At 61.5% G+C, this 13441-nt stretch carries 12 protein-coding genes; 7 read left to right on the top strand and 5 right to left on the bottom strand.

Translation table 11 applies throughout. The annotated features are described in order from the left end of the window. Positions 1-209: 209 nt before the first annotated feature. The gene (locus tag CG51_RS16415) at positions 210-1466 is read right to left on the bottom strand and encodes a Zn-dependent hydrolase (RefSeq protein ID WP_035746822.1); all 1257 of its coding nucleotides are present in this window, start codon (positions 1464-1466) and stop codon (positions 210-212) included. Positions 1467-1753: 287 nt separating this feature from the next. On the opposite strand from CG51_RS16415, the gene CG51_RS16410 reads away from it, so the two are divergent. The 6 genes from CG51_RS16410 to CG51_RS16385 all read left to right on the top strand — a co-directional run bounded on the left by CG51_RS16410 (position 1754) and on the right by CG51_RS16385 (position 8891). Beyond that, the gene (locus CG51_RS16410) at positions 1754-3301 is read left to right on the top strand and encodes an ABC transporter substrate-binding protein (RefSeq protein ID WP_035746819.1); all 1548 of its coding nucleotides are present in this window, start codon (positions 1754-1756) and stop codon (positions 3299-3301) included. Between the two features lie 73 nt (positions 3302-3374). After that, positions 3375-4352 (top strand): ABC transporter permease, encoded by a 978-nt coding sequence (locus CG51_RS16405; protein WP_035746817.1) that lies wholly within the window; start codon positions 3375-3377, stop codon positions 4350-4352. Between the two features lie 9 nt (positions 4353-4361). Continuing rightward, positions 4362-5201, top strand: a complete 840-nt coding sequence (locus CG51_RS16400) for an ABC transporter permease (RefSeq protein ID WP_035746816.1) — start codon at positions 4362-4364, stop codon at positions 5199-5201. Between the two features lie 8 nt (positions 5202-5209). Beyond that, complete coding sequence (locus CG51_RS16395; RefSeq protein WP_035746815.1) at positions 5210-6805, top strand: ABC transporter ATP-binding protein; 1596 nt, start codon at positions 5210-5212, stop codon at positions 6803-6805. Positions 6806-6837: 32 nt separating this feature from the next. After that, positions 6838-7860 carry a histone deacetylase family protein gene (locus CG51_RS16390; RefSeq protein WP_035746829.1) on the top strand — a complete coding sequence of 341 codons (1023 nt, stop codon included), beginning with the start codon at positions 6838-6840 and terminating at the stop codon, positions 7858-7860. Positions 7861-7955: 95 nt separating this feature from the next. After that, entirely contained in the window at positions 7956-8891 is a 936-nt protein-coding gene (locus tag CG51_RS16385) for a LysR family transcriptional regulator (protein WP_035746814.1), read from the top strand. A 159-nt stretch (positions 8892-9050) separates the two neighbouring features. Here CG51_RS16385 and CG51_RS16380 read toward each other — a convergent pair whose 3' ends face one another. Continuing rightward, positions 9051-9668, bottom strand: coding sequence for a DUF1345 domain-containing protein (locus tag CG51_RS16380; RefSeq protein WP_051930765.1), 618 nt, complete (start codon positions 9666-9668; stop codon positions 9051-9053). A 43-nt stretch (positions 9669-9711) separates the two neighbouring features. Then, the gene (locus CG51_RS16375) at positions 9712-10158 is read right to left on the bottom strand and encodes an NUDIX hydrolase (protein ID WP_035746813.1); all 447 of its coding nucleotides are present in this window, start codon (positions 10156-10158) and stop codon (positions 9712-9714) included. Between the two features lie 91 nt (positions 10159-10249). On the opposite strand from CG51_RS16375, the gene CG51_RS16370 reads away from it, so the two are divergent. Continuing rightward, positions 10250-10972, top strand: coding sequence for a haloacid dehalogenase type II (locus tag CG51_RS16370; protein ID WP_035746812.1), 723 nt, complete (start codon positions 10250-10252; stop codon positions 10970-10972). A gap of 3 nt (positions 10973-10975) precedes the next feature. Here CG51_RS16370 and betC read toward each other — a convergent pair whose 3' ends face one another. After that, complete coding sequence (gene betC, locus CG51_RS16365; protein WP_035746811.1) at positions 10976-12484, bottom strand: choline-sulfatase; 1509 nt, start codon at positions 12482-12484, stop codon at positions 10976-10978. Positions 12485-12497: 13 nt separating this feature from the next. Beyond that, entirely contained in the window at positions 12498-13439 is a 942-nt protein-coding gene (choX, locus tag CG51_RS16360; protein ID WP_035746810.1) for a choline ABC transporter substrate-binding protein, read from the bottom strand. Positions 13440-13441 lie beyond the last annotated feature (2 nt).

Below are 13441 nucleotides of genomic sequence, written 5' to 3'. Positions count from 1 at the left end.
TGATCGAGGGACACAAGGGGCGCAGGTCAGTGATTATCGGGGGCTCCTTAGGCCTGAGGTTGAAGCGTCGAAACTCCACCTCAATCCTAGACCTCGATGGCCACCCGGGATCACACCGTCAGGGGCCCCAAATTTACATCCGATCCTCGCACAATGACGGTTGCGAAATGAAATCCACCTGCTCTTCATGCAACTTACGATAGGAATGGTTATGTAATATACTGGCGGTTCAATCGGGTGACGGCGCTGTGCAAAAGGATATCCATTCCGGCGCGCAAATCCTCAGGGGAACAGGTCTCGGCGTTATTGTGAGTGATGCCGCCACGACAGGGTGTGAAAATCATGGCCGTAGGGCAATGCATCGCCATATGATAGGCATCGTGGCCTGCTTGAGACTGTATATCGCGCCAGTTGTGGCCCTGACGGATCGCCTCTGATCGTATGAGATCGATGAGGCTTTGGTCGAAGATCGCTCCACCCCAAGACCATTCATCCTCTACAACTGCCGTACACCCTGCTATCGCCGCGGCGGAGAATGCAGCGCGCCGCATCTTTTCAGCCATCACCCCGGCGGTGACGGGATCGGGATGACGGACATCGGCCACGCACTCCGCTGTTTCGGAAAGGATGCCCGGCTTGTTTGGCCACGCGGTCAAACGCGATCCGGTGGCTTTGCCATCATGAACGGCGAAATCCCAGCCGATATCGTCCACTGCGGTCAACCAGCGTGCGCCTGCTATCAGCGCATTGTGGCGGAGGTCCATAGGCGTGGGCCCTGTATGAGCGGTTTGGCCCTCGAAGCGGATACGCATGCCGTGGCTGGGATAGCCGCCGGTAACCACTCCAACCGTGCGCCCTTCCGCATCGAGGATCGGGCCCTGTTCAATATGCAGTTCGAAATATGCATCAACACAGCAACCGCGTGCCGAACGCGTACCGTGATAACCGATACGTTCCAGTTCATCCCCGAAACGAATGCCCTCGTCATCGACCAGATCACGCACCCAATCGGGTTGATATTTGCCGACGAACGCTCCAGACGCAACCATCGGGGGGGAGAAACGGGCACCTTCCTCATTGGTCCAGTTGACGAGAACCAGCGGGCGCCGCGTGACATGGCCGAGGTCGTTCAGCGTTCGAACCACCTCCAGTCCGGCGAGGACGCCAACGATGCCGTCGAAGCGACCCCCGTTGACCTGCGTATCCAAGTGGCTGCCGATCATCACCGGCGGAAGATCGTCACACTCTCCTGCTCGACGCGCGAAGATCGAGCCAAGTTCATCGACTTCCACGGTCAGGTCCGCTTCTTCACACCAGCTTACGAAAAGGTCGCGCATCTCCCGATCCGCATCGCTGAGCGTGAGACGCGAGAGCCCGCCAGGTCTTCCAATACCGATTTCGTTCGACCGTTCCATCGTGTTCCAGAACCGGTCAAGGTTCACACGGCTGTCACCCCTGAATGTCATCGCGCCACCCCTTCTGCTGTTCCGGTAAGAAAAGCAGACGGAGCAAGCTATCACAAATAGGCTGAGGTAATGTCAGCCATCACTCACGCTCCATTGCAGATTTTTATCTAACATATTGTAGAATATTCAGAAATTCGTTGGCAGCGCCAACCCCACCTGGTGATTTGCCTAAACTATGATTGGCATAGTCATAGTCTATTTGTTTCCTTCCGCCAGTTGCGGAGAATGGGTCCACATCATAAGAGCGCCCCGGACGGGCCAAGACAAAAACAACACAGGGATCTGCCATGAACCGTTTTCTCGCCGCCGCGCTAGCCGGTTTCCTCGCCATCGGCACAGCCTCTGCTGACCCGGTTGCGGGAGGACGGGCAAATGTCGTCGTTCAGCCTGAGCTACCGAGCCTTATGATGGGCCTGTTCCAGAACGCCCCGACCCAGATGGTTGCCGGGAACATCTATGAGGGACTGCTGCGCTACGACAACGATCTTAACCCGATGCCGTCCCTGGCGAAGTCGTGGACGGTTTCGGAGGACGGGCGGACCTATACGTTCAATCTGGAGGATGGGGTGAAATGGCACGACGGAGCGCCGTTCAGCGCCGCCGATGTGGTATTCTCCGCCGATGTCTTCCTGCGCCAGTCGCATCCTCGCTTCCGCGCCGTGCTGACCCATGTCGAGTCGATCACTGCCCCTGACGATCATACTGTGGTCTTCCAGTTGAAGGCGCCGTTCGGCCCATTCCTCAACTCCTTTGAAGTCGGCTCCATGCCGATCGTGCCCAAGCACATCTACGAAGGCACGGATTTCGCGACCAACCCGGCCAATAACACGCCCATCGGCACCGGCCCGTTCAAGTTCGTGGAATGGGTGAAGGGGTCCTACATCCGGCTGGAGAAGAACCCCAACTACTGGGATGAGGGCAAGCCTTATCTGGATGAAATCTACTGGCATGTGATCCCGGATGCCGCAGCACGTGCAGTCGCCTACGAGACGGGAACTGTGGATATTCTGCCGGGTGGCGCGGTGGAGAACTTCGACGTTCCCCGGCTCACCGCTCTCGACAATACCTGCGTCACGCAGAAGGGATGGGAGTTTTTCTCGCCGCAATCGTGGGTGTGGATCAACAACCGTCAGGGGCCGACTGCCAACAAGGAGTTTCGGCAGGCGATCCTTTATGCGCTCGACCGCGAATTCATCAAGGATGTGCTCTGGAACGGGTTGGGCAATGTCTCAAACGGCCCCTTCGCCGGAACGACGAAGTTCAACGATACCGATCTGTCGCCCTACCCCTTTGACCCCGATAAGGCAAAAGAGTTGGTGAAAGCGTCGGGCTACAACGGCGAGACACTGCGCCTTGTGCCCATGCCCTATGGTGAGACGTGGATGCGCCTGGCGGAAGTCATCAAACAGAACCTCGCGGACGTGGGTGTGAAGGTCGACATCGTTGCGACCGATGTCGCGGGTTGGAACCAGCGGCTGGGGGACTGGGACTTCGACCTGTCCACGACATTCCTTTACCAGTATGGCGACCCCGCGCTCGGCGTGGCGCGGAACTATGTCTCGACGAATATCGCCAAGGGATCGCCCTGGAACAACGTCGAGGGCTATTCCAATCCCGAAGTGGACGCGTTGTTCGAGAAAGGTGGCGCGACCATCAATCCCGAGGAGCGCGCCGCGCTCTACAAGGAGGTTCAGGCCAAGCTTTCGGATGACGTACCGGTGGCGTGGCTTCTGGATCTCGGCTTCCCGACGATCACGCGCTGCAACATCAAGGATCTCGTCACGACCGGCATCGGTCTGAACGACGGGTTCAAGAACGCGTATATCGAACGCTGATCCGCCCCGCACCCGCCCCTTTTACCGGCGGGTGCGCCCCGTCCCCAGTGGGACTTCCGTTCAGGGCAGACCGATGAAACTCCTCACGCGCATTCTGTCGCGGCTGGTCAAGGCATGTCTGGTGCTGTTGGCCATCCTGGTGCTCAACTTCATCCTGATACATATGGCACCCGGTGACCCGGCCAAGGTCATGGCCGGCGAGGCCGGTGCAACGGACGAGATCTTCCTGCAGCAACTGCGGGAGAAATTCGGCCTCGACCAGCCATTCTACATCCAGCTGTGGCGTTACATAAGTGGCGTGCTGCAGCTCGACCTGGGATATTCCTACCGCCAGCAGATGCCGGTGATCGACCTCATCATGGACCGCCTGCCCGCGACGCTGCTGCTGACGGGAACGGCCTTCGTGATCTCGTTGGTGTTGGGCGTGCTTGCCGGTGTACTGGCTGCAAGCCGCGTGGGACGGTGGTCGGATACGCTGATCTCCTCCATAGCCCTTCTCTTCTATGCGACCCCCCTGTTCTGGGCGGCTCTGATGGGTGTGCTGCTCTTTTCCGTGACGCTGGGATGGCTGCCGCCCTTCGGCTACGAGACCGTGGGTTCCAACCTCACGGGCCTTGCCCGGATGGGAGATATCGCGGCGCATCTGGTGCTTCCTGCAGTGTCGCTCGGCCTGTTCTTCATGGCCGTCTATTCGCGGATGACGCGGGCCTCCATGCTGGAGGTCGCCCAGATGGATTTCGTCAAGACCGCCCGCGCCAAGGGACTTGCCCCTGGTGTGATCGAGCGTCGGCACATCCTCCGTAACGCGCTTCTGCCGATCGTGACGCTGGCGGGCCTTCAGGCGGGTCAGCTTGTGGGCGGCGCGGTGCTCACGGAGACGGTATTTGCCTGGCCCGGCATCGGACGGCTCATGTTCGAAGCGCTGACACAGCGGGACTACAACGTGCTGCTCGGCGTCTTCTTCATCTCCGCCGCAATGGTGATCGTGTTCAACCTCATCACCGATGTCATTTACGGGATCGTCGATCCCCGTATCCGGCTCGAGCGCTAGGAGGAGTCGATGAAAGATTTCCTAAAACGTTTCGCGACAAACAAGGGCGGCGTGATCGGGCTTGTGCTTCTGTTGCTGGTGGTTGTCATCGCCGTGACGGCCCCGCTGCTCTTTCCCGGCAATCCATGGAGGATGGTGCAGCGGCCATTCCTGCCGCCGTTCGAGAACATGGCCTATCCTCTGGGCACGGATACCTTGGGGCGCGATGTGGCTGCCGGTCTGGCACACGGGGCACGGGTATCGCTGCTGGTCGGCCTCGTCTCCACCCTCGCGGCGCTGCTGATCGGCATACCGGTGGGCGCACTGGCGGGCTACTTCGGCGGCTGGGTCGATGACATTCTGATGCGAGTGACGGAGTTCTTCCAGACGGTGCCAAGCTTTGCGCTCGCCATCGTACTGGTTGCGATATTCGAGCCGTCCGTCGTGTCCATCACTCTCGCCATCGCCATCGTCTCCTGGCCGCCGGTCGCACGGCTGGTGCGGGGGGAAGTGCTGTCGCTGCGCAAACGCGAATATATAGAGGCGGCGATCCTTCAGGGCCTGTCCAACCGATCCATCATTCTGGGACAGGTGCTGCCGAACGCCGTTTCTCCGATCATCGTCATGGCTTCTCTGATGGTTGCCAGCGCGATCCTTCTGGAATCCTCGCTGTCCTTTCTGGGTCTGGGGGATCCCAACCTGCTGTCGTGGGGTTACATGATCGGTGCGGCGCGGACGGTGATCCGGCAGGCGTGGTGGCTATCCTTCCTGCCGGGCGCGGCCATCGTCATCACCGTGCTGGCGCTCAACCTGATTGGTGAGAGCCTGAACGACGCGTTGAATCCTCGCCTCACGCGGCGAAAATCGTGAGGCCCGACATGCAGGACGCACTCCGTATCGAGACCCTCACCATAGCACTGCCCAAGGGCGCCGACCGCCCCCATGCAATCGAGGATGTGACGCTCACGCTCCACAGTGGACGGACGCTCTGCGTGGTGGGTGAATCCGGCTCGGGCAAATCCATGTCCGCAAATGCCGTGATGGGTCTGCTGCCGCAGGGTGTGAAGATCACCAGCGGGCGCATACTGCTGGACGGCTCGGATATCACCCATCTGGACGAAGCGGCGCGGGCTTCGCTTCGTGGGGCAAAGATCGCGATGATCTTTCAGGAACCGATGACCGCGCTCAATCCGCTCATGCGGATTGGGGCGCAGATCGCAGAGGTGTTCGAAGCTCATGGAAGGCTCGTCCCCGGCGAACGCGCGTCCCGCGCGCTGGAGCTTCTGAAGGAGGTCGGCATTCCCGACGCGGAACGGGCGCAATTCGCCTATCCATTCCAGCTTTCCGGCGGCCAGCGGCAACGGGTGATGATCGCCATGGCCCTCGCCCTGGAGCCAAGCGTGCTCATCGCCGATGAGCCCACGACCGCGCTGGACGTGACGACCCAGGCACAGATATTGACCCTGATCCGGGAGTTGCAGCAGCGGCACGGCATGGCGGTGATGTTTGTGACCCACGATTTCGGCGTGGTGGCTGAGATCGCCGATGATGTTGCCGTCATGGAACTGGGACGGCTGGTGGAGAGCGGCCCTGCGGAGCAGGTTCTGAAGCGTCCGTCCCACCCCTACACCCGCCGTCTGATCGACGCGATCCCGAAGGTCGATCTGGCCGCGAACCCGGTCCCGGAAGCGCCGCCGCTCCTTCAGGTGCGCCATCTGGTCAAGGAATTCACCAGCGGCGACCGAGTCGTGCGGGCGAGCGACGACGTCTCCTTCGACCTGCTGAGAGGCGAAACGCTGGGGATCGTCGGCGAAAGCGGCTCCGGCAAGTCGACGCTCGGGCGGATGATCGTGCAACTTGCCCGACCCGATACCGGGTCGATCACCATGGACGGCACGGACATATCCACCCTTCGAGGGGCTGCGCTGAAACGTCATCGCGGACGCATCCAGATGATCTTTCAGGATCCTTATGCCTCCCTCAACCCACGTTCCCGCATTGGACGGATCCTGACCGAAGGCGCGATGGCGCATGGCAAGAGCCGCGACGCAGCACTGGCCCGCGCGCGCGAACTTCTGACGCTGGTCGGGCTCAACGAAAGTGCGATCGACCGCTATCCGCACGAATTCTCGGGCGGGCAACGTCAGCGGATCGGCATTGCCCGCGCCCTCGCCCTCGACCCCCAAATCGTGGTCGCCGATGAGGCGGTGTCCGCGCTTGACGTCTCCGTGCAGGCCCAAGTGCTGGATCTGCTCGAGGATCTGAAGGCGCGGCTTGGCCTGACGCTCATCTTCATCACGCATGACCTGCGCGTGGCTGGCAAGATCTGCGACCGGGTTGCCGTCATGCAGAAGGGTCGTATCGTCGAAATAGGGCCGGTGGAGCAGGTGTTCCGCAACCCGCGCGAACTTTACACCCAAAGCCTGCTGGCCGCCGCGCCGGGGCTTGAGCTTACCGGACAGGCGGCGGACTGACCGCCCCTCCCAAACGAGACCGTGAGGATATGATGAAGGCCATCTTCGACGAACGCCAGCGCGCCCACGACCCCCGCTTCCGGCTGGAGAACGGACGTGTCGTGCTCAATCCCGACCGGCCCGACCGGGTGGCCGAATTGCTGCGGGGCGCGGCGGCGGCCGGATTGGAGCTTGTCGCCAGCAAGGATCACGGCATGGCGCCCCTGGCCGCAGTCCACACGCCGCGTTATCTCGACTACCTGCGCACCATCTGGGATCGTCGTGTCGCGCTGGTCCCCGATCTCGAAGAAGTGGTGCCCGGCCGCTTCTGCCCCGACCGGACGATGTTCTATTCCGAAGAATCGGAGGCGCAGATCGGGTTCTTCAATGCAGACACGTCCTGCCCGGTATCCGCGGCGACATGGGAGGCCGTCTATTGCTCTGCCCAGACCGCAGTCACCGGCGCGGAGTTGATCCTGTCGGGCGAGGCAAAGGCCTATGCGCTCTGTCGTCCTTCCGGCCATCATGCCTACCGAGAACTGGCAGGCGGGTTCTGCTTCCTCAACAACTCGGCGATCGCGGCGGAGCGGTTGCGCGCGGGCGGGCATCGCGTGGCCATCGTCGATATCGATGTGCACCATGGCAACGGCACGCAGGGCATCTTCTATGACCGGGACGATGTTCTGACGATCTCTCTCCATGTCGATCCCGCGCAGTTCTACCCCTACTATGCCGGCGGAAAGCAGGAGACCGGAGCCGGTCGCGGCCTGGGCTACAACGTCAACCTGCCGCTGCCACGCGGTATGGGAACGGACGGGTACCTCGCCGCGCTGGACATCGCGCTTGGCCAGGTACGGGCCTATGGGGCGACGGCGCTGGTCATTGCGCTCGGCCTCGATGCGCATGAGAATGACCCCTTCCGCGGGCTTGCCGTGACCACGCCGGGCTTTGCAGAGATCGGGCAGCGTTTTGTCGCTCTGGGCCTTCCTACTCTGGCGGTGCAGGAGGGTGGCTACATGCAGCCGAGCCTTGGTGACAATCTGGCGAGCTTCCTGAAAGGGCTGCGGTCGGCGTAAGGGCCCGGCGTCCCGGCCAACCCCCGGATTGGAGACGGTGGACCTCTGGCAGCGTTCGCGCTAGAGCAGGGCTCCCCGTCCCAAGCAGAGCCGCCATGCCCGCCCGCACACCGCTCGGCGATATGAATCTGAACCTGCTTCGCACCTTCTGCGCCATTGCGGAGGAGAAAAGCATCACCCGCGCGGCGAAACGGCTTTCTCTCAGCCAGCCGAGCGTGACCGTTGCCCTCCAGAGGCTGGAGGAGCAGCTGGGCTGCCAGCTCGTATTCCGCGACAGTCGCCGCTTCGGCCTGACCCTTCGTGGTGAGAAGGTCTATCAGGAATGCGCGGAAATCTTCCGCTGTGTTGACCGGATTTCCGATCTGACGGAAGACCGCAACGCGGAAGAATTCGGTGAACTGCGTCTTCAGACGCTCAGCACTCTAAACTCGACCCTGATTGACGAGACGATCCGGCTTTATCATCAGCGGTATCCCTCGATCACCTGGATGGTGGATGTTCAGAACAGCCAGGACACGGTTCGTCGCATCACGCAGGAGAAGGCGGGTCTGGGCATCTGCCTTCTGACAAAACCCATCATCACGCTGGACTGCAAACTGCTGTTCCGGGAGGAGTTCGTGGTGTTCTGCGGCACCGAGCATCCGCTCTACGGCCAGGCGGAAGTGACGGTCCGTGAACTGGCACGTGAACCCTTCATCGCCTTCGAATGTGCGACGGAAGGGTTCGGGTTGGAGCCGATGATCATGCTGCGGGAGGGCCTTGGTCTCGGCAACCGCATCAGCGGATCCAGTCGCAGTCTGGAAGAGGTGCGCCGGATGATCTCCCTCGGCCTCGGTATCGGCCTTCTGCCCCTCATGAGCGTGGCGGAGGAGGTCGAAAGGGGCCGCCTGTGGCCACTCCGGATCACGGATCAACCGTTGGGGGCGGATGTGTTTCTCGTCAGCAACCCTCTCACCCCGCTCACCCCGCCAGAGCGCCGCTTCGTGGAACTGCTGGACGAGTTGCGCATCCTCTATCCAGACATGATTTAACAGGCTGATGAAAAAGTTCAGAAGTGTCGTGCCTATGTGTCGGAAATCGGAAAATCGGTGCGGAAACGTTCGGACGTAAAGGGATTTCTGGCCGGATTTCGCTGCATCGCGAACGATTTCCACTCTAACACGGGCCAGAAAGCCTTTTTCAGCAGCCTTCTAAAGCACGCCCGCCACGACATTGATCGTCAACGCCACGACGCCAAGGTTGAAGAAAAAGGCCAAGATTCCATGCAGCGTCGCAAGGCGGCGGAAGCGGCGGGTGGTGATCTGGACGTCCGACACCTGAAAGGTCATCCCTATCACCAGCGCAAAATAGCAGAAATCGGCAAAGAGCGGCGCCTCGTCACCCGGAAAATCCAGAGCGGGGCGCGTTTCTTCGTCATAGTATACATGCGCATAATGGAAGGCATAAACGAGGCTTCCAAACAGCCAGCTTATTGCCAGCGTCGTAGTAACGAGCACGAGATCCGCCCCCGTTATCCCGCTCTTGCCGCCAACGAGCAGCGTCAGCGCCACAAGTACCATCAGGAGAACGACTGTCACGGTCAGCGCGAGGAACAACCGGCCGCCGTCATCACGGATCTTGCGGGCGCGAAAAGCCTTCTCGTCTTCCTCCAGCCAGAGCGGGAGGCAGCTCGCAATGAATATTACCGCCGACAGATCGAATCCGAGGATAACCGCTTCGGGCCAGTCAATGAAGAAGGCCAGCCCACCCCAGCCGAGGGCGAGTACCGAGAAAAACGCGATAAACCTAGGATGGCGGGGAATTGTCATGACGTCCACTTGCAATCACATTTCCCCGATGATGCCGCGGTCACTACGATTGGCAAGCATCTCCTGCTGCCTTCCGGGCCAGGCGCTCCACATCGTCGCTCACCTGATCGAGCGTGGAAATGTCGTTGACTGCAACCCACATGGCATCCAGCGCATCGTCATCAGCGACCGGTTCACCGGACACCCACCGGCAGGCCACGGCCACCAAGACATAATGAAAGCGAAGCGTCCCATCCTCTCCGCGGTCCAGCGCATCAAGCACGGTAAGAGTGGCGGAGGCAACGCCTGTGACACTCGTTTCCTCCATCAGTTCACGTTCCGCAGCGGCAAAGACTGTCTCGCCCGCCTCGATCCTGCCGCCCGGAAAGCCCCAAAAGCCCGCATCAGGCGCATTGGCGCGCCGCACGAGCAACACCTTTCCTTCCCGCAATACAATGGAGAGGACCGCCGGAACGGGTCTGAGACGGGCTGGATCAATGCTTGCGGTCATGGCGGAGACGGGTTGTTATGCGCGTATCATGCCGGATGAAGCGCTTGTTGGTCGATGCTTGTCAACCGGCGGAGCAAAGTGGTGAAAACGAATGCAAAACGTAAGTGCCTATGTTTTCGACGTATTCGGTACACTGGTTGACTGGCGCGGCGGCATCACCCGGGATGCGGCACAATTTCTTTCACGGCACGGGAGGGCGCCATCGCAGGCACAGGCCTTCGCGGATGCCTGGCGCGGCCGCTATCAGCCCGCCATGACGGAAGTGCGAGAAGGGCGCCGCCCCTTCACCCGGCTTGACGTGCTGCACCGCGAAAACCTCCTCGCGATTCTACCCGACTTCGGGCTGGATCCCGCGAGCCTGCCCGCGGAGGAACTGGACACGCTGACCCTCGCGTGGCATCGGCTGGATCCTTGGCCGGACGTGGTACCGGGGCTGACACGGCTGCGCCGGGGGGCGATCATCGCGCCGCTCTCCAACGGGAATATCCGCCTCATGATTGATATCGCCAAGCGCGCTGGTTTTCCATGGGATGCTGTTCTGGGGGCGGAGGCGGCGCAGGCCTACAAGCCGAGCCCGGAAGCCTACCTTCGCACGGCGGAAGTCCTTATGCTGCCGCCGGAGCGGGTGTGCCTCGTCGCCGCACATAACGACGATCTTGCGGCTGCACGGGCCTGCGGTCTTCGCACCGCCTTCATTCCGCGGCCCCTAGAATATGGACCCGGGCAAGAGACTGATCTTGCACCAAGCGCTGACTGGGATGTGGTGGCGGAGAGCGTCGAGGATCTGGCCGACCGCATCGGCCGGCCCCGCTGAGTGCTATTCTCCCCTTGGGAAACGCTGCGCCTCCTCCAATACGTTCAGGTCCATGTGATTGCGCATGTAACGTTCGGAGGCGCGTTGCAACGGCTGAAAATCCCACGGGAAATAGGAGCCGTTTCTCAGAGCCTCGTAAACGATCGTGCGTCGGGCCTGACTCTCCCGTACTTCGGTGTCGTAGGCGGCAAGGTTCCAGCGGCTCTGCGCCAGCACGGTCAGCCGGTGCAACGTCTCCGCATGGGCCGGGTCGGCGGCAAGGTCCGTCCGTTCGCTGGGGTCGTTCTTCATGTCGAAAAGCTGGGGCGGATCGGCGTCGCAGAGCACGATCTTCCACCGCCCGTCCCGAAGCGCCACCATCGGCGCGACCGAGCCTTCGGCCGCATATTCCATCGGCACTGGCCCCCGGATACCGCCTTTCGCGACCGGCTCGAGATCCGCGCCATCCGTCCAGGGCGCGATACTGCCAAGGTCGATCCCTGCCAGCCCCGCCAGCGTCGGCAGCACGTCAAGCGTGGACACTGGCGTCTCGACACGCCCCGGCACCCACCCCGGTGCGGATACGATGAGCGGCACGCGCGCCGAGCCTTCGAAGAAGCTCATCTTGAACCACATTCCCCGCTCCCCCAGCATATCGCCATGGTCAGAGAGAAAGAGGATGACCGTATTTTCCGCCATCCGCGTCCGGTCGAGGATGTCCAGAAGTTCTCCCACCTTGTCATCGACATAGGAAATGTTGGCGAAATACCCCTGTCGAGCACGGGCGATATCGTCGGATGTGATGTCAAAATGCTCGTAGTCGCAAGCGTTCATCAGCCGCTGAGAGTGTGGATCCTGATCGGCATAGGGGATGGCAGGCACCGCGGGTTTCAGCGCGGGGCTTCCCTCATAGAGATCCCAGAATTGCCGCCGCGCGACATAGGGATCATGAGGATGGGTGAAACTCACCGTCAGACACCAGGGTCTCGCATCATGGCCACGGGCAAGGTCATAGAGCTTCTGCCCCGCGAGAAACGCCACCTCGTCATCGTATTCCATCTGGTTGGTGATCTCCGCCACCCCTGCCCCCGTGACGGAACCGAGGTTGTGATACCACCAGTCGATGCGTTCTCCCGGCCGGGTGTAATCCGGCGTCCAGCCGAAATCGGCGGGGTATATATCCGTGGTCAGCCGCTCCTCGAACCCGTGCATCTGGTCGGGGCCGACGAAATGCATCTTGCCTGAGAGGCAGGTATGATAACCGGCACGCCGAAGGTGGTGGGCAAATGTCGGGATATCCGAAGCAAACTCCGCCGCGTTGTCATACACCCGTGTCCTTCGGGGAAGCTGCCCGGACATGAAGGAGGCCCGGGCCGGCGCGCAGAGCGGACTGGCGGTGTATGTATTCACGAAGCGGACGGACCGGTCGGCCAGCGCGCGCAGATTAGGAGCGTTCAGAAAGGCGGCCGGCCCATCGGGGAACAGCGTCCCCGCGAACTGGTCCGCCATGACGATCAGGATATTGGGCTGCATCTGCGAGCGTGTATCAGAGAGCCAGAGCCTTGCGTACAGCGTCGAGCCCCGGCTCCCCGGCGCGCGTCGTCACCCCTTCCAGCCATGGGCCGAGCGCGTCGGGATTGGCCTTGATCCAGTCGGTCGCGGCGGCCTTCGGGTCGGCATTGTCGTTGAGGATCCGACCCATGATCTGATTTTCCATGCTCACGTTGAACACGAGATTGGTCAGGAATCGGGCCGCATTCGGACATTCCGCCACCCATGCCTTCCGTGCGAGCGTAAATACCTCCGCCCCGCCATAATTCGGCCCGAAATACTCATCTCCGCCGGAGAGATAGGTGATATCCAGCGTCTCGTTCATCGGATGCGGCGCCCAGGCGAGGAAGACGGTGAACTTACCCTGGCCGTCATTCCGCGCCACCTGGCTCAGCATAGCCTGCTCCCCGGACTCCATGAGCCGCCAGCTCCCCAACCCGAAATCGTCTGCATCGAGCATCTTCTGGATGTTCTGGTTTGCCGGCGCCCCGGGTTCGATCCCGTAGATGATGCTGCCGAACTCGCGCGCATGCGGAGCGAGATCGGAGAAATCCTTCACCCCCGCATCGGCGGCGGTTTTTGTAACGGCAAGCGTGAACTTCGCCCCTTCGAGATTGCGGGTCAGCACATCGACCGCCCCCGTCTGCTCCAAATCGTCGCGGAAGTGCTGCTGGGCAGGCATCCAGTTGCCGAGGAAGGCGTCCAGATCCCCGCTCTTCATCGCCTGATATCCCACCGGGACAGAGAGGGTGGAGATACGCGGCTGATACCCCAACCCTTCGAGAAGTACGCTCGCCACGGCATTGGTTGAGGTAATGTCCGTCCAGCCCGGATCGGAGAGCCGCACCGTCTGGCAGGCCGCCGGATCTGCCGCCTGCACGGGAAGTGCCGCTACAAGGGTCAAGGCGGTGACAATTGCGGGGGTCATGGAACGCATGA

The organism is Haematobacter missouriensis, from assembly GCF_000740775.1.
Taxonomy (GTDB): Bacteria; Pseudomonadota; Alphaproteobacteria; order Rhodobacterales; family Rhodobacteraceae; genus Haematobacter; species Haematobacter missouriensis.
Note: the sequence above shows the minus strand (reverse complement) of the source record. Positions and strands in the feature narration are given on the sequence as shown.

Excerpts from the sequence above, each read along its gene's own strand:
- CG51_RS16415 (WP_035746822.1), bottom strand. The coding sequence starts at position 1,466 with ATGACATTCAGGGGTGACAGCCGTGTGAACCTTGACCGGTTCTGGAAC.
- CG51_RS16410 (WP_035746819.1), top strand. The coding sequence starts at position 1,754 with ATGAACCGTTTTCTCGCCGCCGCGCTAGCCGGTTTCCTCGCCATCGGC.
- CG51_RS16405 (WP_035746817.1), top strand. The coding sequence starts at position 3,375 with ATGAAACTCCTCACGCGCATTCTGTCGCGGCTGGTCAAGGCATGTCTG.
- CG51_RS16400 (WP_035746816.1), top strand. The coding sequence starts at position 4,362 with ATGAAAGATTTCCTAAAACGTTTCGCGACAAACAAGGGCGGCGTGATC.
- CG51_RS16395 (WP_035746815.1), top strand. The coding sequence starts at position 5,210 with ATGCAGGACGCACTCCGTATCGAGACCCTCACCATAGCACTGCCCAAG.
- CG51_RS16390 (WP_035746829.1), top strand. The coding sequence starts at position 6,838 with ATGAAGGCCATCTTCGACGAACGCCAGCGCGCCCACGACCCCCGCTTC.
- CG51_RS16385 (WP_035746814.1), top strand. The coding sequence starts at position 7,956 with ATGCCCGCCCGCACACCGCTCGGCGATATGAATCTGAACCTGCTTCGC.
- CG51_RS16380 (WP_051930765.1), bottom strand. The coding sequence starts at position 9,668 with ATGACAATTCCCCGCCATCCTAGGTTTATCGCGTTTTTCTCGGTACTC.
- CG51_RS16375 (WP_035746813.1), bottom strand. The coding sequence starts at position 10,158 with ATGACCGCAAGCATTGATCCAGCCCGTCTCAGACCCGTTCCGGCGGTC.
- CG51_RS16370 (WP_035746812.1), top strand. The coding sequence starts at position 10,250 with ATGCAAAACGTAAGTGCCTATGTTTTCGACGTATTCGGTACACTGGTT.
- betC (WP_035746811.1), bottom strand. The coding sequence starts at position 12,484 with ATGCAGCCCAATATCCTGATCGTCATGGCGGACCAGTTCGCGGGGACG.
- choX (WP_035746810.1), bottom strand. The coding sequence starts at position 13,439 with ATGCGTTCCATGACCCCCGCAATTGTCACCGCCTTGACCCTTGTAGCG.